The sequence below is a fragment of the Chitinophagales bacterium genome (genome assembly GCA_020636495.1).
Taxonomy (GTDB): Bacteria; Bacteroidota; Bacteroidia; order Chitinophagales; family Chitinophagaceae; genus UBA5543.
Genome location: JACJXQ010000008.1, coordinates 2,691,256 through 2,711,803, shown reverse-complemented (window position 1 = coordinate 2,711,803; position 20,548 = coordinate 2,691,256). Strand labels below are relative to the sequence as shown.

Annotated in this window: 20 protein-coding genes and 1 tRNA gene; 12 read left to right on the top strand and 9 right to left on the bottom strand. The window is 43.4% G+C overall.

All coding sequences use genetic code 11. The annotated features are described in order from the left end of the window. Positions 1-42 precede the first annotated feature (42 nt). Together H6550_12070 and tilS are read left to right on the top strand one after the other, a co-directional pair. Positions 43-357: a hypothetical protein gene (locus H6550_12070; GenBank protein MCB9046858.1), complete on the top strand. Its 315-nt coding sequence runs from the start codon at positions 43-45 to the stop codon at positions 355-357. Between the two features lie 3 nt (positions 358-360). Next, positions 361-1,686 carry a tRNA lysidine(34) synthetase TilS gene (gene tilS / locus H6550_12065; protein MCB9046857.1) on the top strand — a complete coding sequence of 442 codons (1,326 nt, stop codon included), beginning with the start codon at positions 361-363 and terminating at the stop codon, positions 1,684-1,686. Here the strand turns inward: tilS and H6550_12060 are convergent. Then, positions 1,683-2,297, bottom strand: coding sequence for a rhomboid family intramembrane serine protease (locus tag H6550_12060; GenBank protein ID MCB9046856.1), 615 nt, complete (start codon positions 2,295-2,297; stop codon positions 1,683-1,685). The genes tilS and H6550_12060 overlap by 4 nt on opposite strands. Before the next feature lie 18 nt (positions 2,298-2,315). Further along, the gene (locus tag H6550_12055) at positions 2,316-2,789 is read right to left on the bottom strand and encodes a 23S rRNA (pseudouridine(1915)-N(3))-methyltransferase RlmH (protein MCB9046855.1); all 474 of its coding nucleotides are present in this window, start codon (positions 2,787-2,789) and stop codon (positions 2,316-2,318) included. Positions 2,790-2,904: 115 nt separating this feature from the next. Here H6550_12055 and H6550_12050 point away from each other — a divergent pair. Both H6550_12050 and H6550_12045 read left to right on the top strand, forming a co-directional pair. Further along, positions 2,905-2,978 (top strand) — tRNA-Arg (locus tag H6550_12050). A gap of 139 nt (positions 2,979-3,117) precedes the next feature. Then, complete coding sequence (locus H6550_12045) at positions 3,118-4,293, top strand: aminopeptidase (GenBank protein MCB9046854.1); 1,176 nt, start codon at positions 3,118-3,120, stop codon at positions 4,291-4,293. Between the two features lie 95 nt (positions 4,294-4,388). Here the strand turns inward: H6550_12045 and H6550_12040 are convergent, their stop codons facing one another. Next, a complete protein-coding gene (locus H6550_12040) occupies positions 4,389-4,607 on the bottom strand; it encodes a hypothetical protein (protein ID MCB9046853.1) in 219 nt (72 codons plus the stop codon). 96 nt (positions 4,608-4,703) lie between these two features. Here H6550_12040 and H6550_12035 point away from each other — a divergent pair, with 96 nt between their 5' ends. Next, positions 4,704-5,138, top strand: a complete 435-nt coding sequence (locus H6550_12035) for an FKBP-type peptidyl-prolyl cis-trans isomerase (GenBank protein ID MCB9046852.1) — start codon at positions 4,704-4,706, stop codon at positions 5,136-5,138. A 5-nt stretch (positions 5,139-5,143) separates the two neighbouring features. On the opposite strand, the gene H6550_12030 is transcribed toward H6550_12035, so the two are convergent. From H6550_12030 to H6550_12020, 3 genes are all read right to left on the bottom strand, one after another. Beyond that, entirely contained in the window at positions 5,144-5,692 is a 549-nt protein-coding gene (locus H6550_12030; GenBank protein MCB9046851.1) for a hypothetical protein, read from the bottom strand. A gap of 184 nt (positions 5,693-5,876) precedes the next feature. Next, positions 5,877-6,431, bottom strand: a complete 555-nt coding sequence (locus tag H6550_12025; GenBank protein ID MCB9046850.1) for a hypothetical protein — start codon at positions 6,429-6,431, stop codon at positions 5,877-5,879. A 196-nt stretch (positions 6,432-6,627) separates the two neighbouring features. Next, positions 6,628-7,185 (bottom strand): hypothetical protein, encoded by a 558-nt coding sequence (locus H6550_12020; protein MCB9046849.1) that lies wholly within the window; start codon positions 7,183-7,185, stop codon positions 6,628-6,630. Between the two features lie 346 nt (positions 7,186-7,531). Between H6550_12020 and H6550_12015 the strand changes: the two genes are divergently transcribed. Then, positions 7,532-8,092 (top strand): YceI family protein, encoded by a 561-nt coding sequence (locus H6550_12015; GenBank protein MCB9046848.1) that lies wholly within the window; start codon positions 7,532-7,534, stop codon positions 8,090-8,092. 51 nt (positions 8,093-8,143) lie between these two features. Here the strand turns inward: H6550_12015 and H6550_12010 are convergent, their stop codons facing one another. Beyond that, positions 8,144-8,365 (bottom strand): PspC domain-containing protein, encoded by a 222-nt coding sequence (locus tag H6550_12010; GenBank protein MCB9046847.1) that lies wholly within the window; start codon positions 8,363-8,365, stop codon positions 8,144-8,146. Positions 8,366-8,453: 88 nt separating this feature from the next. Here H6550_12010 and H6550_12005 point away from each other — a divergent pair, with 88 nt between their 5' ends. Together H6550_12005 and H6550_12000 are read left to right on the top strand one after the other, a co-directional pair. Continuing rightward, a complete protein-coding gene (locus H6550_12005) occupies positions 8,454-9,104 on the top strand; it encodes a TatD family hydrolase (protein ID MCB9046846.1) in 651 nt (216 codons plus the stop codon). After that, positions 9,101-9,823, top strand: a complete 723-nt coding sequence (locus tag H6550_12000) for a tRNA threonylcarbamoyladenosine dehydratase (protein ID MCB9046845.1) — start codon at positions 9,101-9,103, stop codon at positions 9,821-9,823. The genes H6550_12005 and H6550_12000 overlap by 4 nt, the downstream gene beginning before the upstream one ends. A gap of 61 nt (positions 9,824-9,884) precedes the next feature. Here H6550_12000 and H6550_11995 read toward each other — a convergent pair whose 3' ends face one another. Continuing rightward, positions 9,885-12,149, bottom strand: a complete 2,265-nt coding sequence (locus tag H6550_11995) for an aconitate hydratase (GenBank protein MCB9046844.1) — start codon at positions 12,147-12,149, stop codon at positions 9,885-9,887. Positions 12,150-12,864: 715 nt separating this feature from the next. On the opposite strand from H6550_11995, the gene H6550_11990 reads away from it, so the two are divergent. The 4 genes from H6550_11990 to H6550_11975 all read left to right on the top strand — a co-directional run bounded on the left by H6550_11990 (position 12,865) and on the right by H6550_11975 (position 20,227). Further along, entirely contained in the window at positions 12,865-13,890 is a 1,026-nt protein-coding gene (locus tag H6550_11990) for a PAS domain-containing sensor histidine kinase (GenBank protein MCB9046843.1), read from the top strand. Next, the gene (locus H6550_11985) at positions 13,883-14,563 is read left to right on the top strand and encodes a response regulator (GenBank protein ID MCB9046842.1); all 681 of its coding nucleotides are present in this window, start codon (positions 13,883-13,885) and stop codon (positions 14,561-14,563) included. Before H6550_11990 ends, H6550_11985 begins: the two co-directional genes overlap by 8 nt. A 28-nt stretch (positions 14,564-14,591) precedes the next feature. Then, positions 14,592-16,532 carry a KUP/HAK/KT family potassium transporter gene (locus H6550_11980; protein ID MCB9046841.1) on the top strand — a complete coding sequence of 647 codons (1,941 nt, stop codon included), beginning with the start codon at positions 14,592-14,594 and terminating at the stop codon, positions 16,530-16,532. A 338-nt stretch (positions 16,533-16,870) separates the two neighbouring features. Continuing rightward, complete coding sequence (locus H6550_11975) at positions 16,871-20,227, top strand: hypothetical protein (protein ID MCB9046840.1); 3,357 nt, start codon at positions 16,871-16,873, stop codon at positions 20,225-20,227. Between the two features lie 56 nt (positions 20,228-20,283). Here H6550_11975 and H6550_11970 read toward each other — a convergent pair whose 3' ends face one another. After that, a complete protein-coding gene (locus tag H6550_11970; protein MCB9046839.1) occupies positions 20,284-20,478 on the bottom strand; it encodes a hypothetical protein in 195 nt (64 codons plus the stop codon). Between the last annotated feature and the right edge of the window lie 70 nt (positions 20,479-20,548).

Sequence of the window (20,548 nt, the reverse complement as noted above, 5' to 3'; positions counted from 1 at the left end):
GGCTACCATATGGTAGCCCGTTATTATCTAACTTCGCCGGCAATGAACGACAGAATAGAAAAGATCAGGGCATACCTGCAGCAGAACCCGGATGATTGTTTCCTGAACCACGCGTTGGCACTGGAGTACATTAAGCTGGGTGACGATGTATCGGCAGGAGAGTTGTTCAAAAAAAATATGGAGTATGACGCTGCCTATGTGGCTACCTATTATCACTATGCCAAACTGCTGGAGCGGCTGGGTGAAGAGCAAAAGGCGATAGCTGTATATGAACAAGGGATGGAACAATGCAAAGCAGCCGGCGATAACCACTCGTACAGCGAGTTGAGAAGTGCATACGAAGAACTGACATTTTAGATCATGTCTTTACAGAAAAAATTCAGCGATCATTTTAAGGTAAAGGGTTTCCCTGTTACTGAACCGGTGCTGCTGGCCGTTAGTGGCGGGGTAGACTCAATGGTCATGGCGCATATGTTCCTTACTGCAGGATCACCTTTTGGCATGGCACATTGCAATTTTCAGCTTAGGGGCGAGGAGTCGGACAAAGACGAACAACTGGTGCTGGGCTGGTGCGCGCAACATAATGTGCCGGTACATCATGTCAGGTTTGATACACAGGCTAAAGTAGATGAGTGGAAGAAAGGTATACAGGAAACGGCACGCATACTCCGTTATGAATGGCTGGAAAAAGTAAGGAAAGAGAACGGATATGCGGCTATTGCCACAGCACATCATGCCAATGATAATGCAGAGACCCTGCTGATGAACCTGTTTAAAGGAACGGGTATCAGTGGGTTGCATGGCATACCTGTAACGAACGGACGTATCATCCGTCCGCTGTTGTTTGCAGCAAAAAAGGATATACTGATATACGCTGAGGAGCACGCGGTGCCTTATCGAAATGATGCTTCCAATTCATCCGACAAATACCTGCGTAATGATGTACGCCTGAATATACTGCCGGTTGTACAAAAGGCGTTCCCGAATGTTATCTGTAATCTGAATAACAGCATACAGCGATTTACAGAGGTCGAAGTGTTGTACAACAAAGCAGTTGATGCGGAACTGAAAAAGCTTTTGGAGTTAAGAGGAAAGGACTACTATATCCCTGTGCGAAAAATGCTGAAGGTTGATCCTTTACAAACAATCTGTTATGAGTTGTTCAGGAAATTTGGGTTCGCCACGGGACAGATCAATGATATTATTGCATTGCTGAATTCGGAAAGCGGGCATTATGTTTCATCTGCTACCCATCGTGTCATCCGTGACAGAGACTTTCTTATCATTATAGTTTTCGATACCCGCCAGACGGATCTTGTTACAATTGACAAGATACCTACAACATTTATGGTAGATGGAAGGCAGTATAAATTCCAATACAAAAGTTTTGAAGGTTCTGTACCGGCAGATGAGAATATAGCATATATCAATACAGCCAAACTGGAGCAACCACTGATACTGCGTCGCTGGAGACAAGGTGACTATTTATACCCTTTAGGTATGGGTATGAAAAAGAAGAAGGTCAGTCGCTACCTGATAGATAAAAAGGTACCCGTTCATGAGAAAGAGCATATATGGGTGCTGGAAAGTAATAGACGTATAGTGTGGGTAGCAGGTCATCGCCTGGATGAACGCTTCAAGGTTACACCGTTAACAACAGAGGTATTGATCGTTAAGCGCTCCTAAAGATTGAAGGATGGCCTGATGATCTGCTGGATGAATATTTGTCCGTGCGTAGGCTCAAATATCAGCGTAAATAAGAAGCCGAAAATGGCACCATAAAAGTGTGCGTCGTGACCTACGTTGTCTCCACCCCTGCGTGATGCGTAAGCAGAGTAGACCAGGTAAGCTATGGCAAACAGGATACTCGGCATAGGTATGAACCATACATATAGTACAGACCATGGCGAATAATACACATAAGAGAACATAACTGCAGCTACAGCACCTGATGCGCCTAATGCCCTGTAGTAGTAATCGTGCCTGTGTTTGGCAAATGACGGCAGGGAAGAAAATACAAGTGCGAAAATGTATAGTACTGCATAGAGCATGGGCTTACCCAGAAATACGGAATATACACCCTCTACCTGCCTGCCGAATATATATAGCACATACATATTGAAAAGTAGGTGTATCCAGTCGGCATGGATCAGTCCTCCTGTAATGAACCTGTAATAATCGGAAGGATTATCCATACGGGCCGGATAGAATATGAGCTTGTTGAATAGTTCGTCGTTACTGAAGGCAGAAAATGATACCAGTACAGTTATGGCTATGATTATGATCGTTATGGTCATGTTTTAGAAATATATGTATTAACTATGATGATACGGACTGTTGTGCAATATACTGAATGCCCTGTAAACCTGCTCGGCAACAATAAGCCTTACTAACTGGTGGGGGAATACCAGGTTGGATAATGACCAAACCTGTTTTGCTTCTTTTCGTATACGGTCACTTACCCCGAAGGCACCGCCTATGAGTATCACAAGGGTCTTAACGCCCTGGTTCATACATTGCTGAAACTGGTTGGCCCATTGGGGAGATGTGAGCATTTTTCCTCTTTCGTCCAGAAGCACCAGGTAGTGGTTGGGTTGCAGTTTTTTAAATATAAGCTCTTCTTCCTGTTGTTTAGTTCGTTCAATATCCGTTGTGGCTGCTTTTTTGGGCAATTGAAGTGTGACCAGTTGAACAGGATTATACGGTCTTGTCTTTTTGAAATACAGCTCGATGCCTGTATCTATAAAGGCTTCGTTCTCTTTTCCTATCGACCATATCTCTATATCCATGAGGCTGATTTTCCGGTTGTAAAATAACAACAAAACAAGAGTAGGGAGAGAATAAAAAAAAGCTTTGTAGAATACAGAAATGCACTTATCTTTGCAATCCCAATTTTAAAGGGATGGCTGCGTAGCTCAACTGAATAGAGCATCTGACTACGGATCAGAAGGTTTCAGGTTTGAATCCTGACGCGGTCACTACAAAACAAAGGGTTTCAGGTATATACTTGAAACCCTTTGTTTTTTTACGCAATATCCCTCCAAACGGGTGTATACAGGCATCAGCATATTTAGCTATCTTCGCAAGCATCTGTTTAATAATATATCAATTTAAATAATGAGGAAAATTGTAATCATGCTGGCTATGGCGTTGCCCTTGGTGGCAAATGCACAGGACGACCTGATAAAGAAGCTGGACGGCAACGCCAGCGATAGCGCAAAAAAGAAATTTGAATTCAAAGAAAAGATCAACCTGGAAAGGACCTCTGTGAAGAACCAGGGTAAATCGGGTACTTGCTGGAGCTATTCAACCAACTCCTTCCTGGAGAGTGAGATGATACGCATGGGGCGCCCGGCTGTTGACCTTGCTGAGATATATACTGCACGTTGCGTATATACTGACCGTGCGGATGCTTATGTACGTATGCATGGCGAATTTTCTTATGGAGACGGTGGTGCATGCCACGATGTTATCAATATGTATGCTAAGTATGGTGTGCTTCCGCAAAGTGTATACAGCGGCTTGAATTATGGTACAGACAAGAATGTATTTGGCGAGATGCAGGGTATTCTGAAATCTATGCTGGATGTTGTTGTAAAGAATCCGAATAAGAAGATAACACCTAACTGGAAGAAAGCGTTCCAGGGTGTACTGGATGCTTACCTGGGGGCCGTGCCGGAAACATTTGACTATAAGGGTAAGCTATATACACCTAAGACATTCGCAAAGAGTGTTGTAGGCATCGAGCCGGCAGATTATATGGAGTTCTCTTCATTCAGCTACCAGCCATACTATGAAAAAACTATGCTGATGGTACCTGACAACTGGAGCCTGGATAAAATATTCAATGTGAAGTTTGATGATATCATACCGATCATAGACAATGCGCTGAAAAATGGCTATACGGTTGCCTGGGCTACTGATGTGAGCGAAAAGTATTTCAGTTGGAAGAATGGGGTAGCATTCGTGCCTGAAAAGGATTGGGAAGATATGGAAGAGGACGAGCAAAAGGCATTATTCAACGGACCTAAAAAAGAAAGGAGAATAACTGAGGAAATGCGCCAGCAGGCATTTGATAACTATACTACTACCGACGATCACGGCATGCACATAGTAGGTGTAGCCGAAGATCAAAATGGCAGAGAGTATTATATGGTTAAAAATTCCTGGGGTGAGAAGAACGATTACAAGGGGTACATCTATGTAACAAAAGCTTACGTTCAATATAAGACAACAGCCTTCCTGTTACATAAGGGTGGTGTGCCATCTAACATTCTGAATAAGTTCAAATAATATATCGGAACTGTTTGAAATATTAAGCGGGGTGTACGTTGTACGCCCCGCTTGAATTATATCTTGTCAGAAGTTTATGTGTTGGATAAATATTGTTATTGTATCCTGCAGATGTAATCAGTACCTGTATAGGCACCTGTAAGCGGTTGTGATTCGCATTGTTCTTTAGCTTTCTTTTTAGTGTCTTTAATTTCAAATGCAGGTGTGCTCCTGTTCAGGCTGGGGCTGTAGCAGGCGCAATTGTAGGAGCGTTTGCAGGAAGTAAAGGAGATGGCTGCAATAGCCAGAACAGCTATGAATGTATATGACTTCATGTCGTTATTATTTTTTGAAAAATATAAAAACCTTTTGCCATTTACAAGAGGCATGTTACTAAAGATATTTATTTTCGCATAAATAACAGAATAATCATGGGTATTGCAGATAAGTTAAGATTGATGAAACAGGCACAGGCAAAAGAGAACCTGGAGGCGGGTCTGGCTTTCCTTGCCGAAAACAAGAACAATCAAGGGGTGACGGAACTACCCAGTGGTTTACAATATCTAATCTTGAAGGAAGCTGACGGAGCAAAGCCCACACCCTATAATAAAGTTACGTGTCACTATCATGGTACACTGATCAACGGTACAATCTTTGATAGCAGCGTGCAGCGGGGCAAGCCTGCAACATTTCCGCTTAATATGGTCATCAGCGGCTGGACCGAAGGGCTTCAACTGATGTCTGTAGGTAGTAAATATCGCTTTTTTATTCCCCCGCAATTAGCATACGGAGACAGGCATGTAAGTGCGGAGATAGGGCCCAACAGTACGTTGATATTCGACGTAGAGCTTTTAGGGATCAACTAATTACTTTATTGCTGTGTTGCTGTGTAGATGATGTCTACGCTGTATGTGCCTGCCGGGAATTCATATCCGGGGTTGGCTTTGTATTGTATAGCAAAAGTGTTGTTGCCTCCTGCTGTACCATTGTTTATGAGTTTTTTGTTACTCCTTGACATATTGGAGTATTTATTGTTGACACTATTAGGAGTTGTACCGCCGGTATTATTACTCACTACTTTGATTGCCAGTTTATTGACATTCATTTGCGGTGCCGGAGTAGTACTGCCCGAATAGCTGAACCTGTTTGAGCTTGCTTTTGCCCACACATGGAATTTTTTGTTGGAACGTACCTTAAGCTCAATTGGGCTTGATTCTACTCCGTTTGCATAATCATTTACATTATCGAATGCCAGGCTGACAACATCTCCTTGTGAATTTCCATTGCTATTGAATGTAATTTCGATAGCGTTACTCATAACGAGGTTGGTGGATTGAGATGCGGCCGCCTGCTCATTACTCTGAGCCTGTGCAGTGCCTGCAACAGTAGCCAGTAGTAATATGAGAGCGATCTTTTTCATTTCTTTCCTCTGTTTGTTTTAGTTTCCGATTGTTTGTGTTTGTTGGTACAAATATGCAAAAAATGTCCCCATATCGGGAAAAATCAGTTTTGGTTAACCCCTGTTTGACATTCTGTTAACAGGCAGATAACAAAAAACACCGTGTTGATCGGTGCTTTTTTTAATATAATTAGTTGATTCTGTTCTATTTCTGTGTTGCTGTGTATACTATGTCTACACTGTATGTGCCGGCAGGGAACTCAAAGCCGGGGTCTGCCTTATATTGTACGCTAAAGGTGTTGTTGCCTCCTGGTGTTCCGTTGTTGATCAGTTTACGGTTGCTTTTTGACATTTTCTTGTATTTGCCATTTACGTTGTTGGGTACATTGCCTCCTGTGTTGTTGCTTACTACTTTTATCGACAATTTATTCACGTTCATTTGCGGTGCAGGACTCATTGAGCCGCTGTAGCTAAATTTGTTAGAGGTTGCTTTTGCCCAGACATTGAATTTCTTATTGGAGCGTACTTTGAGTTGTATCGGTGCTGATTCAACTCCGTTTGCATAATCATTTACATTATCGAATGCCATGTTAATGGTTTCGCCTTCTGAGTTGCCATTGCTGTTAAAGGTTATTTCAATAGCGTTGCTCATAACCAATTTTGCTGATTGTGTTGCAGTAGACAGTTCGTTATTCTGTGCTACTGCGAAACTGACCGAGACACTCAGTGCTAAAAATGTTAGTGTGATGATCTTTCTCATTTTACCCTTTTTTTGTTTGTAATACGGATTATTCCGTGTTTGTAGGTACAAATATGCAGAGGCTGGAACCTGGAGACAAAAATACATGGGCGGTTAACGCCTGCTTGACATCCGGTTAACACGCAAATAACACAATAAATAAGCGCTCATAAACAGTAAGTGTTTGTTTATGAGCGCCTTATGAAGATTGCTGAAATTATAGTTGTGTAGCTGTGTATACTACGTTAACAGTATAGGTACCTGCAGGGAAATTATAGCCCGGAGTTGCTTTATAAGTAACATCGAAGGTGTTATTTCCGCCCGGAGTAGCGTTATTGATCAGTGTCTGGTTTGAGCTGGACATTGTCCTGTACCTGTTATTAAAGCTGCTTCCTACAGACCCGCCTGTTGTATTGTTTGTTACTTTCAGGAATAGAATGTTACTAACATTCATTAGCGGAGCAGGAGTTGTGGTTCCTGAGTAAGAAAAACGGGAAGAACTCGTTTTTGCCTGAACCCTGAATTTTTTATTAGAGCGTACTTTTACCTGGTAAGCGCTTGATTCCACACCATTTGCATAATCGTTTACGTTGTTAAATGCCAGTGATACCGTATTGCCGGTAGCAGTACCTGTAGCGCCAAAAGTAATTTCAATAGCATTGCTCATAACCAACTTCGCCGCTTGTTGTGCCTGCTCCTGCCTGTTGGTTTGATTCTGTGCAAAAGCCGGAATGGCCAATGCTCCCAGTATCAGAAGTGTCATGATCTTTTTCATTGTTTGTTGTTTTTTGTTTGTTTTAGTTTGGTTGTTTTAGTTTGGTTGTTGCTCTGAAGCTGGTACAAATATCAGGCGTCTTTCCTCTTTTGCAAGAAAAAAGTGCTTTGGTTAACCATGTGTTTGCCATCGGTTAACTGTTTATTAACCATTCTATAATTTATTATTAATTCGAATTTAAGGTTTATGAAAACGTAACGCTACTGTTAAAATCAGAATATCTCATCTATTTAACCTGTTGACTATTAACTAATCATTTCTTATATCATTATAAATTATCTCAATTGATGTATATACATTAATTGCTTACCTTTGTCTTGTAAACAACAATTAAAACAATACAACTATGGCACAAGTAAAATGGGTACTGGACCCTTCGCACAGCGAGATACAGTTTAAAGTAAAGCACCTGATGATAACCACTGTAACAGGTTATTTTAAGAAGTTTGAAGCATCGGCAGTAACGGAAGGAGAAGATATGTCTACAGCAAAGATCAGTTTCAACGCGGATATTGACTCAATAGATACAAACAGCGAACAAAGGGATGGACATCTTAAGTCGGCAGACTTTTTTGATGCGGCTAATCACCCGCAAATGATATTCAGTAATGGAAAACTGGAAGGTTCAGGCAGCGATTATACATTGCTGGGCGACCTGACCATACGTGGTAATACCCATCCCGTGAAACTGAATGTGGAATTTGGTGGTATAGCACAGGATCCATATGGGCAGACAAAGGCCGGTTTCACCCTGAGTGGCAAGATCAACCGTAAAGATTTCGGACTAACATGGGGAGCTGTAACAGAAGCAGGAAATGTAGTAGTGAGTGATGAGGTAAGAATAAATGCAGAGATACAATTGACCAAGAAAGTAGAGGAAGAGGTAAGTGCTGAAAGCGTTGCTTAACTTGTCAGTTGTAGTGTTCAGGGCAGGGTGTTATTGCATCCTGCCTTTTTGTTATAACCACTTGAATGGGTTCCTGCGGGTCATTAGTATGTAGCGTTTCATGTTCATCCAGAAGGCCAATATCATATAAATGATGATAGGTGAGCCCATTGTTAGGAATGATATATATATGAACCATAGCCTGATGCGGGAAGATGCAACACCCAGCCTGTCGCCAATAGCAGCGCATACCCCAAAGGCTTTCCACTCAATAAAATTCTTGATATTCAGCAGGCGGTTGTACATAGACATGGTAAAAATACTAAAATCAGACTGAAGATAACAAACGTAATATGTTACAGTATTGATATATTAGCAGGGTATGGAGCCGTATATTGATATACATACACATCAACTGGGTGGAAATGGGTTTGCTATAATTAATCGGTATGAGCGGTTTGAAGAAGCAAGCAATGGAGTTGTATGCTCGCTGGGCATTCACCCATGGTATATACGAGCTGAGGTCGTGAAACAGCAACTTGATGAGTTGGAACAGTATGCCTCTCTTGATAATGTGATAGCCATTGGTGAGTGTGGGTTGGACAAAGTGACTGAAACATCGTTGGATCTGCAAGTAGGGGCATTTACCGCACAAATATCCCTGGCTAATACTTTGAAAAAGCCGCTGATCATTCATTGTGTAAGGGCGTATGTTGAGGTACTTCAGTTGCTGAAAGAGCACCGTGTTTCAGTACCTGTGATATTCCATGGTTTTAATAAGCATGCTCAATTGGCACGGCAAATAGTAGATGCCGGGTATTACCTGTCGTTCGGGGCTGCGATACTAAAAGAGGGTAGCAGTGCTGCTACATCCATAGCATCTGTTCCGGTTGACAGGATATTCCTGGAGACTGATGATGCGGGAGTTGATATAAAGGATATATATGAAAGAGCTGCGATGTTGCTGAAAAGTGAAGAAGATGCACTTATTTTGCAGCTTCAAAAGAATTTTCAAGCCGTTTTTAAGATATGAATGATACGACATGGCTTTCGCGTACCGAACTACTCATCGGGAAAGAAAAGCTGAATAAATTGATCAATTCCCATGTATTGGTAGTGGGCATGGGGGGAGTAGGCTCTTTTGCAGCTGAATTCATTTGCCGCTCCGGTGTAGGGCAGATGACCATTGTAGATGGTGATATTGTAGATCCCAGCAACCGTAACAGGCAGTTGCCTGCATTGGCGACAACACATGGGCAGTCCAAGGCTGATATAATGGCAGAGCGCCTGCTGGCTATTAACCCTGAACTGAAACTGCGCAGTATCAAGGAGTTCATCACACCGGAAAAAGTGGATGAAGTGCTGGCTACGGAATATGATTATATAGTAGAAGCCATAGACAGCCTTACGCCTAAACTTACCTTTATACAGGCTGCATATGAACGCAAGCTTCGTTTTGTGAGCTCTATGGGGGCTGGTGCCAAGATGGACCCTACACGCCTTAAAGTAACAGACCTTTCTAAAACTTATAACTGCCCGCTGGCTTATAAGGTGCGCAAAAGACTGAGGAAAGCCGGTATACGCAAGGGCATCAAAGTAGTGTTCTCTCCTGAAGATCCGAATAAAGAATCGCTGATGCTGACGGATGGTACTAACTACAAGAAGTCGGCCTATGGAACTATTTCATACCTGCCTGCAACCTTTGGAGCCTGCGTTGCTTCTGTTGCTATCAGGGATCTGATAGGGGATTAGTTTTAAAATGTTATTCAATAAAGAAAGCCACTCATATCGAGTGGCTTTCTTTTTATATGTTCTATTTAGCAAACTCAGCACGGATCACATTCAGTGCACCACCTGCTTTGAACCACTCAATTTGCTGAGCGTTGTACGTGTGGTTTACTGTTATGCTATCGCTGCTGCCGTCTTTGTGGTTCAGTACCACTGTCAGGGGTTGACCTTCGGCAAATTCGGTCAGGCCAAGGATGTCGATGTTGTCATCTTCCTGAACTTTATCGTAGTCTGCTTTGTCTGCGAATGTAAGACCCAGCATACCTTGTTTTTTCAGGTTGGTTTCGTGGATACGGGCGAAACTCTTAACGATGATGGCCCTTACACCCAGGTGGCGAGGCTCCATTGCTGCGTGCTCGCGGCTGCTACCTTCACCATAGTTCTCATCGCCTATTACCACGCTGCCTATGCCTGCTGCTTTGTAAGCGCGGGCAACAGCAGGTACTTCGCCATATTCACCTGTCAGTTGGTTCTTCACCTTGTTGGTCTCTTTGTTGTATGCGTTGATAGCGCCTATCAGCATATTGTTAGAGATGTTGTCCAGGTGGCCACGGAATTTCAACCAGGGACCCGCCATAGATATATGGTCGGTAGTGCACTTGCCGAATGCTTTGATGAGCAGTTTCATACCTTTCAGATCTGTACCTTCCCATGGAGCGAATGGCTCTAACAGTTGCAGACGCTTGCTTTCAGGGTCAACAACCACCTTTACGTTGCTGCCATCTTCGGCCGGAGCCTGGTAGCCTGCATCTTCTACTGCGAAACCTTTAACCGGTAATTCGATACCCTTAGGTTCTGCCAGCATTACCTCTTCACCTTTATCATTCACCAGTTTATCGGTCATAGGGTTGAAGCCCAGTTTGCCTGATATTGCGAATGCCGTTACTATTTCAGGAGAAGCTACGAAAGCGTGGGTAGATGAGTTACCATCATTACGCTTAGCGAAGTTCCTGTTGAAAGAAGTTACGATGGTATTCTTACGGCTGGGGTCGTCCATATGACGCGCCCACTGGCCGATACAAGGACCGCAGGCGTTAGCCAGAACGATACCGCCCATTTTATCGAAAGTGCCCAGGAAACCGTCACGCTCTATGGTGTAGCGTACCATTTCGGAACCAGGGGTGATGGTGAATTCACTCTTAGCTTTGAGGCCTTTGTTCATCGCATCTTCAGCTATTGAAGCAGAACGTGAGATGTCTTCGTAAGAAGAGTTGGTACAAGAGCCGATCAGCGCTACCTCTACATCTGCAGGCCAGCCGTTAGCAGCTACCGCCTCAGCCATTTTGCTGATAGGTGTAGCCAGGTCAGGAGTGAAAGGACCATTCACATATGGTTCCAGTTCGTCCAGGTTGATCTCGATCAGCTGGTCGTAGTATTTAGCAGGGTCTGCGTACACTTCGTCATCACCGCGCAGGTGCTCACGGATACCGTCAGCCATTTCTGCTACGTCTTTACGGTCGGTACCACGTAGGTAGTCACCCATTTTGTTGTCGTAAGCAAACAGAGAACATGTAGCGCCTATTTCAGCACCCATGTTACAGATGGTTCCTTTACCGGTAGCACTCAGGCTTTCGGCACCATCACCAAAGTATTCAACTATAGCGCCCGTACCCCCTTTTACGGTCAGGATACCAGCCACTTTCAATATCACATCTTTTGCGGATGTCCAGCCGTTCATTTTGCCTGTCAGCTTCACACCTATCAGTTTGGGCATTTTCAGCTCCCATGGCAGGCCTGCCATTACATCCACAGCGTCAGCACCACCTACGCCGATAGCTATCATACCCAGGCCACAAGCGTTTGGCGTGTGACTGTCGGTACCGATCATCATACCGCCGGGGAATGCGTAGTTTTCCAGCACAACCTGGTGGATGATACCCGCACCAGCTTTCCAGAAACCAATGCCATACCTGTCAGACACAGAAGACAGGAAATCATACACTTCCTTGTTCACATTGTTGGCAGTTGCCAGGTCGGCAGCAGCACCCACTTCGGCCTGTATCAGGTGGTCGCAGTGTACGGAGCTGGGAACAGCTACTTTGTCGCGGCCACAGGTCATGAACTGAAGCAGAGCCATTTGTGCTGTAGCATCCTGCATCGCTACGCGATCCGGTGCAAAGTTTACATAATCCTTACCACGTACGTAAGCCTTTGTCGGGGTTTCGCTCAGGTGAGCGTATAATATTTTTTCAGAGAAGGTAAGAGGGCGGCCAACCAGCTGCCTTGCTGCAGCTATTCTGGAAGGGTATTCACTGTAAACTTTTTTGATCAGATCGATGTCGAATGCCATTGGAAGCTATTTTTATTGGTGGTTAACTATCGTTTTGAGGCTGCAAAATTAACGAAAGAATGACAGTATATAAAATAATATCGGGTTATTAGTTAATGGGTTTCGCAGTTAAAATGTTAAATAGACAACTCATTAACAGGTTGTATGGTTGACAATGGTAATGTGTATCAGACGCACGGGGCATTTTGTTAAGTAACATGGTTTCGGGGGCTAACTTGTAATCATTGTCAGATTGTTGCATATGGCTGGTTACCATGTAGTTAGTAGGGAAACTGTTAAGTAATGTTAAGTAAAACGCTATGGTCGCTGTGCTTAACAATTGACAAAAAAGCCCAGCAGTTGCAGGGCTTATATATATGAATGTTGTATGTAAGTTTCGTATTTGTATCATATTGCTGTTTAAATAGTTTTCGGGGTTTGTATTGTTATGTCAAATGTACATAATATTGTCAATTTTTCAAAATTATATCTTGTTTGCCGATCGGGGGGCGGGTGCCCTGGTGAAGTAGCAGGGGCTGAACGGGTTTTGGTATGGTCACAAGACCGACCAAGGGGGGGCTCCTGCATCCATTTTATTTATTAAATCCTTATGCCGGCGGTAGTAATCTTTATAAATTATTTATATAAACCAGTCTAATTTTGTGTTATGACCGGCAAACCGATAGGTTTTACATATTTGACAAAGAGCAGATCAACACAATATGCAGTTAGTATATTGACCGTACTGATAGTTGCCGGACTGGGGTATTTGTTATCAGGAGTTACAGATTACCGTGTTACAGCTCTGTTGCTGTTGGTGAGTGTGTCATTGTTAGCGATGGTTATGCGTATCGGGCCTGTTTTGGTAGCATCGTTGCTGAGTGCACTTGTGTGGGATTTCTTTTTTATACCGCCTAAATTCACGTTTCATGTTGGTACAGCCGAAGACGCTTTGCTGTTGCTGATGTACTTTGTTATATCGTTGCTTAATGGCGTGTTAACTCTTCGTATCAGGCAGATCGATAATCAGCATAGGGAAAAACAGGAAAAGGAAAACACCATCAAGTTATATAATACATTATTAAACTCGTTGTCTCATGAATTGCGTACGCCGATCGCTACTATTATTGCGGCTACAGATTATTTGCAGAGTAAAAATAATAGTGGGCCTGATGTGAACAGCAAAGACCTGTTAAATGAAATTTCTACAGCTTCCTTGCGATTGAACCAGCAAGTAGAAAACCTGCTGAACATGTCGCGGCTGGAATCCGGATTCATAAGGGCTAAAAAAGACTGGTGTGACATGAGAGAATTGATACATGCCACTCTTAACAAGGTGAAACAGCCGGGTGTGACGTACAATATAAAAGTGGATATTGCAGATGACCTGCCATTGTTTAAATTGGATTATGGACTTACAGAACAGGTATTGCATAACCTTATTGTAAATGCCCTTGCATACACACCGAAAGGTACGCTGATAACCATTGCTGCTTATTGCGAATATAACAGTTGCATGCTATCCGTAACGGATAGGGGAAATGGATTTCCTGAGACGGAACTGGAAAATGTGTTTGATAAATTTTACAGGCTGGACAATAAAAGTACCGGAGGCACCGGACTAGGCCTGTCTATTGTAAAGGGTTTTACGGAAGCCCAGGGAGGGACTGTTCTACTACAGAACATGCAGGAAGGAGGAGCGAGATTTTTGATAGAATTACCTGCTGAAACATCATATATAAATGCGTTGAAAAATGAATAGTCCTGAGATATTAGTGATAGATGATGAAGTTCAGATATGCAAATTGCTGCAACTGACATTGCAGGCTGACGGCTATAATGTAAGAACGGCGCATACCGGGAACGAGGGCATACAAATGCTGGTTGCACACAGGTGCGATGTGGTGCTGCTGGATATAGGCCTGCCGGACAAGAGCGGGCAGGAAGTATTGTATGAACTCAGGCAGTGGTACGACAAACCCATCCTGATCTTGTCTGTTCAAAATACAGAAACTGACATTGTTGAAGCCCTGGACAACGGCGCAAATGATTATTTAGTAAAACCCTTCAGGGCAGGGGAACTATTGGCTCGTATTCGCACAGCACTACGTCATAGCTCAGGTGCAGATAAAGAACCTGTACTGCAATTTGGTAACCTGGTTGTGGATATAGTGAACAGGCGTGTTACCAAAGCAGGTGAAACTGTTAAGCTGACACAAACTGAATATAACCTGCTGGTGCTATTTGTACAAAACGAAGGGAAGGCCCTTACCCACAAGTATTTGCTTAAAAACATATGGGGAGCCTTTTACGCAGAACAAACGCAATACCTGAGGGTGTTTATAGCCCAGTTACGTAAAAAGATCGAAGAAGATATAAATCAGCCCAGACATATAATTACCGAATCAGGTGTCGGTTACCGTTTTGCAGGTTAGATAGCAATTAAACATAAAAATATTTATTATGAATTCGAAAGGTTATCATTCGAACAGGGTGAGTATTGCCTCATTATTAGTAGCGATGGGTATCATATACGGAGATATAGGCACCAGCCCTTTGTATGTGTTGAAGGCGATAGTAAGTGACCGCCCGATAAGTGAGCTGCTGGTGTATGGCGGTATTTCCTGTATTTTCTGGACCTTATTGTTCCAGACGACTTTGAAATATATCGTCTTAACATTAATGGCCGACAACCACGGCGAAGGTGGTGTTTTTTCGCTGTATGCGCTTGTGCGCAGGTATGGCAAACGTTTGATCATACCTGCTATTTTAGGTGCCACTACATTACTTGCAGATGGTATCATAACTCCACCTATTTCTGTTTCATCAGCAGTTGAAGGGCTTGGTATAATTGTACCGGGTATACCCACAGTGCCTATTGTGATCGCTATTTTATCACTGTTATTCTTTTTTCAGCGGTTTGGTACACAAAAGGTAGGACGTACATTTGGTATGATGATGGTGTTATGGTTTTCCATGTTGTTTATCACGGGCCTGTCTCAAATATTCAATCACCCGGGTGTCCTCAAAGCACTCAATCCGTATTATGCTTACAATTTACTGGTGCATTACCCGCATGGATTCTGGCTGTTGGGAGCAGTCTTCTTATGTACAACCGGGGCAGAGGCTTTATATTCTGATCTGGGGCATTGTGGCAGGAGGAACATTCGTATTACATGGGGCATTGTAAAGGTTGCACTGATGACAAATTATATGGGACAAGCAGCATGGCTTTTGCACCAGGGTGACCCTATGTTGGCCGGACGAAACCCTTTTTATGAAATGATGCCGGGATGGTTTTTGATCCCTGCTATTCTTATTGCGACTGCTGCGGCTATTATCGCTTCGCAAGCACTTATCAGCGGGTCATATACATTAATAAGTGAGGCGATGAGCATGAATTTCTGGCCCAGAGTGAGCGTACGTCAACCTACCGATATGAAAGGGCAAATATATATTCCTAGTGTAAATGCTATATTATGGCTGGGGTGCGTGCTTATGATATTATATTTCCGTTCATCAGAACATATGGAAGCTGCTTATGGCTTTTCCATTACCATCGCCATGATCATGACAACTATATTACTTACTTATTATATGCTATACATCCGCAAATGGAATTCCGTGCTTGTAGCAGTTATCGTACTTGGGTTTAGCAGTATAGAATTCTCTTTTCTTATTGCCAATATTGCCAAAATAAAAGAAAGGTGGATGTTCCTCTTTTTTGAAGCGGGGATATTTCTTGTAATGTATGCATGGTATTATGGACGGAAAGCCAATAATAAACTGGTGAAATTCGTACAACTAGGTCAATATATGCGCCTGCTGAAAGAGTTGAGTAATGATGATGGTGTATCTAAGTTTGCTACGCACCTGATATACCTCAGCAAAGCAAACAACCGTGAACAGGTAGAAGAAAAAATCATGAAATCAATATTTTCCAAACGACCCAAACGAGCGGACGTATATTGGTTTTTGCACCTGAACAGAACTGATGAGCCCTATACGCTTGAGTACCAGGTAACAGAACTGGTGGATGATAAAGTAATAAAGGTAAGTATAGATATAGGCTTCAGGGTGCAACCGCGCACAGAATTGTACTTTAAGAAGATAGTACAGGAACTGGTAACTAATAAGGAACTAAGCCTGCATATGCGCCCGGATGGCTCAACCAGGTATAATTCAGAACCTGATTTTAAATTTGTTGTGATAGAAAAATTTCTGTCGGTTGAGAATGAGTTTTCCCTTCGTGAAGGATTATTGCTAAATATATACTTTAAACTAAAACAATTAGGACAACGTGACGAAACCGCATTTGGGCTGGATAAGAGTGATGTGGTAGTTGAGCATATACCATTGGTGTATCAGCCTGTTGAAACTGTTGAACTATCAAGAGTAAACTAGGTTGCACCGAGGGAATGTTTCCCATTTCACATATTTTTATGTCAGGTATATTCTGCATGCAAATTTAGTATAGTCCATAATTTGTCTGAATTGTGATATCTCGCTTTTGGTCTGTCTTGTGAACGTATGGGTATCACATTGCCAATCGAGGGGAGCTACGTTGAATAGGTGTTGGTGCGGTTACAAGACCTACCCAATGGGAATTGTATTTTGTTTGCCGATCGGGGGGGCGGGTGCCCTGGTGAAGTAGTCTGGGAAGCCGGATTGGTATATTAAAAATATACTCTGTAGAAACATAGCGACATATTTTTATATCTTAATGTTTCAATACATCCCCAATGAAGCGACTATTGTTTCCTTTGCTGCTGCTGACAGCTTGTGCTAATCGGGAAGAGGTTGCAGATGCACCTGTCCTGCAGGATAGTTTTGCGGCACCAATAGTTACAGTTATTGCCGACCTGCCGGATAGCCTGCAACCTAAAGTGGTGATGCTGGATACCATGCCGGAACCTAAGTCTTTTGTTGTGCCTGCCGAGATGGTGGAAGGTGCAAACCCTGTAAGCATTAACGAAGTTGGCAGGTACAATTTTACTGTATACTCTTCTGCTGACGGGCTGGCGCTGGACGGTGCCGTAGTAGCATTTACAGACAGCAGAGGCCGGTTATGGTTCGGCACAAGTGGCGGAGGTGTGAGTTGTTTTGACGGCAGTTCTTTTATTAACTACACAGATGTACACGGGTTGGATATGGGCAGCACGGCAATCTGCGAAGACGCCATGGGCAGGATATGGCTCGGCAACCAGAACTATGGTGTAGCCTGCTACGACGGAAAATCACTAAAACGTTTTTCTGAGCAAGAAGGACTGGCACGGAATACTGTTAGCTGTAGTAAGGGCACCCGGGATGGGAAGGTATGGATAGGTACTACTAAGGGCCTGAGTTGCTTCTATGAGGACAGTTTTACAAATTATTACAAAAAAGACGGCCTGCTATCAAACAACATAACATCATTAGCAGAAGATGACAAAGGCACGTTATGGATAGGCACTGATGGCGGTTTAAGTTGTTACTCCGGTGGCAGGTTTAAAAACTTCACTGTTAAAGATGGCCTTGCAGGCAATATTGTGACAAGGATTCTGCAAGATAAAAACGGACTGCTTTGGCTGGGTACCAACAATGGAGTGAGTGTGTATGATGGCAACGTTTTCAGGAATTTCACTACCGCTGATGGCCTTATTGCCAATTTCATACGGGATATGGCACAGGATAGCGATGGTAATATATGGTTCTGTACGCGCAGCGGGTTGAGTTGTTACAACACAAGGGTTGAACCAGTCACCAGTGGCAGTTTTGCAAATTTTACAACTGCAAATGGCCTGACTACTAATGATATTTATTGCGTGACCATAGATAAAAACGGGAAACCCTGGTTTGGCACAATGGGTGGTGGCGTATGTCGTTTTGAGGGTAAAGCATTTATCAATTTCTCTGAAGGAAGAGCATTGACCAGCACTTTTGTAAAAAGTATCACTGAGGACAGTAAAGGTAATATTTGGATAGGTACAGATAGCGGATTGACCCGTTTTGACGGTACCTATTTTACTCAATACAAACACCCTGCTATAAGTGGCGTATGGATAATGGCAGTGTACGAAGACAAGAATAGTAACCTCTGGCTGGCAACCTCCGGCTTTGGTGTTATCCGGTTTGATGGCGAAACTTTTACACGGTTCACAACCAGGCAAGGACTACCCTCCAACACAATAATGTGTATAACGGAAGATGTTGCTGGTGTGCTCTGGTTTGGTACAGCCAACAAAGGTTTATGCCGATACGATGGCAGAAGTTTTATCAATTATACTACAAAACAAGGTTTGATCTCTGACTATATATGGACGATAACAGAAGACCATGCGGGTAACCTCTGGATGGGATCTTATAATAATGGCCTGAGTTGTTACAATGGAAAAAGTTTTACCAACTACACTACCCAACAGGGATTGAGCCATGGCCAGGTATGGCGGATACTTGAGGATAGTACGGGTAATTTATGGATAGGCACCAGCGCAGGGCTTAATATTATGACGGCTGCAATACGCAAACAGGGGCACGAGCTCACACCCGGACCCCCACTTTTCAAAGCCTTTACCCAAAAAGACGGTTTGTCTGACAACTGGATCGGGCAAATGGCATTTTTGCCGGATGGTAAAATAGCTGTTGCCACGAATATGGGATTGAACCTGTTTACTATGCCGGGCGACCTATCCCGATTGGAAAATATGACATTACTTGGTAACAGGACGGGCTACCCGGTAACTGATGTGAACGCGGCGCAGACCAGCTTGTTCGTTGACAGCAAAGGCATCATCTGGCTATGTTGCAGCTATGAAGGAACCAGCCTTCTCAGGTATGACCCGTCAGCTTTGGATAACGACAGCACTCAGCCAAATGTTATTATTAAAAGTGTCCTTATAAACGAAGAAGCTGTAAGCTGGAGCAGCCTGTTGCCAATACAGGAGGCAACAGAAAATACCACTCCCGCATTTGCTATGGAAGAGGCTGATATATACGGAGGCGAACTTTCTCAGCCTGAAAGAGACAGCCTGCGCAAAAAATATACAGGGGTAAAATTCGATAGCCTATCTGATTTTTATCATGTGCCCCAAAACCTTGAATTGCCCTATCAGCACAACCACATTACTATCCGGTTCAACGCCATTCAGCCCGGCCGCCCACAGGGTGTACGCTACCGATATATGCTGGAGGGTTATGATAAGAACTGGGGGCCAGTGACCCAAAACACAGGCGCTGTATTTGGCCACATACGCGAGGGTAAATACACCTTTAAAGTAAAGGCACAAAGCGCGGATGGTGTGTGGAGCGAACCTCTTGAATATACATTCAGCGTATTGCCGCCGTGGTACCGCACCTGGTGGATGTATACAACTTATGTACTCCTGTTTTTGTCAGGTCTGCGCATATTCAGCAAATGGCGGGAGCGGAGCTTAATGGCAGATAATGAGAAACTTGAAAAGACAGTAAAAGAAAGGACAAAGGAAATAGCAGAAGAGAAGAAGAAATCTGACGACCTTTTATTGAACATATTACCTGAAGAAGTAGCCGACGAACTTAAAGAACGTGGTGCCACGACAGCACAGCAGTATGATCATGTAACAGTATTGTTCACCGACTTTGTGAACTTCACCACCGCGGGCGAACATATGGGTTCGCAGGCACTCGTTGAAGAGCTGCACAACTGCTTTAAAGCCTTTGACGAGATACTGGACAAGTACAACATAGAAAAAATAAAGACGATCGGTGATGCATACTTAGCAGTTTGCGGTTTGCCTACTGCTGATCAACGCCATGCAGAAAAAATAGTACAAGCAGCGCAAGAAATAAGAGCATTCATGTTGCAACGCCGGCAACAATTAGGAGATAAAACATTTGAGATACGCATTGGCATACACAGCGGTAGCGTAGTGGCCGGTATAGTGGGTGTAAAGAAATTCGCCTACGATATCTGGGGCGATACAGTAAACACCGCTGCTCGTATGGAGCAGAACAGCGAGGCGGGAAAAATCAATATTTCTCAAACAACATACGAATTGGTGCAAGATAATTTCACCTGTTCGTATCGTGGAGAGATAGAGGCGAAGGGTAAAGGAGAATTGAAAATGTACTTCGTAGAGTAACCCCTATACCGGTAGCCCTTGAGGGAGCATGTTGGGTTGCTACCTACTCTCCGTATTTATTTTTTCAGCTCATTGTATTCAGTAGAGCGACGTAATTCTTTCTCGCCTATGTTGAGAATAAAGACGGATGGTTTGGTGAGGAGTTGCGAGTCGTAGCTGCATTCAGCATGTTTCTTTTTGAATATGTCTTTACGGGTGTGGAGTCCATAATTATCTACATTGAAGGACTCGCAGGTACGTATGCCCACCATTTAAGACATAAGGCCCCTGCAACTGCCTGCCAAAAGGGAAAAGCCGGGTATGAGGATAATGACAGATGTA

Excerpts from the sequence above, each read along its gene's own strand:
- H6550_12070 (MCB9046858.1), top strand. The coding sequence starts at position 43 with ATGAACGACAGAATAGAAAAGATCAGGGCATACCTGCAGCAGAACCCG.
- tilS (MCB9046857.1), top strand. The coding sequence starts at position 361 with ATGTCTTTACAGAAAAAATTCAGCGATCATTTTAAGGTAAAGGGTTTC.
- H6550_12060 (MCB9046856.1), bottom strand. The coding sequence starts at position 2,297 with ATGACCATAACGATCATAATCATAGCCATAACTGTACTGGTATCATTT.
- H6550_12055 (MCB9046855.1), bottom strand. The coding sequence starts at position 2,789 with ATGGATATAGAGATATGGTCGATAGGAAAAGAGAACGAAGCCTTTATA.
- H6550_12045 (MCB9046854.1), top strand. The coding sequence starts at position 3,118 with ATGAGGAAAATTGTAATCATGCTGGCTATGGCGTTGCCCTTGGTGGCA.
- H6550_12040 (MCB9046853.1), bottom strand. The coding sequence starts at position 4,607 with ATGAAGTCATATACATTCATAGCTGTTCTGGCTATTGCAGCCATCTCC.
- H6550_12035 (MCB9046852.1), top strand. The coding sequence starts at position 4,704 with ATGGGTATTGCAGATAAGTTAAGATTGATGAAACAGGCACAGGCAAAA.
- H6550_12030 (MCB9046851.1), bottom strand. The coding sequence starts at position 5,692 with ATGAAAAAGATCGCTCTCATATTACTACTGGCTACTGTTGCAGGCACT.
- H6550_12025 (MCB9046850.1), bottom strand. The coding sequence starts at position 6,431 with ATGAGAAAGATCATCACACTAACATTTTTAGCACTGAGTGTCTCGGTC.
- H6550_12020 (MCB9046849.1), bottom strand. The coding sequence starts at position 7,185 with ATGAAAAAGATCATGACACTTCTGATACTGGGAGCATTGGCCATTCCG.
- H6550_12015 (MCB9046848.1), top strand. The coding sequence starts at position 7,532 with ATGGCACAAGTAAAATGGGTACTGGACCCTTCGCACAGCGAGATACAG.
- H6550_12005 (MCB9046846.1), top strand. The coding sequence starts at position 8,454 with ATGGAGCCGTATATTGATATACATACACATCAACTGGGTGGAAATGGG.
- H6550_12000 (MCB9046845.1), top strand. The coding sequence starts at position 9,101 with ATGAATGATACGACATGGCTTTCGCGTACCGAACTACTCATCGGGAAA.
- H6550_11995 (MCB9046844.1), bottom strand. The coding sequence starts at position 12,149 with ATGGCATTCGACATCGATCTGATCAAAAAAGTTTACAGTGAATACCCT.
- H6550_11985 (MCB9046842.1), top strand. The coding sequence starts at position 13,883 with ATGAATAGTCCTGAGATATTAGTGATAGATGATGAAGTTCAGATATGC.
- H6550_11980 (MCB9046841.1), top strand. The coding sequence starts at position 14,592 with ATGAATTCGAAAGGTTATCATTCGAACAGGGTGAGTATTGCCTCATTA.
- H6550_11975 (MCB9046840.1), top strand. The coding sequence starts at position 16,871 with ATGAAGCGACTATTGTTTCCTTTGCTGCTGCTGACAGCTTGTGCTAAT.
- H6550_11970 (MCB9046839.1), bottom strand. The coding sequence starts at position 20,478 with ATGGTGGGCATACGTACCTGCGAGTCCTTCAATGTAGATAATTATGGA.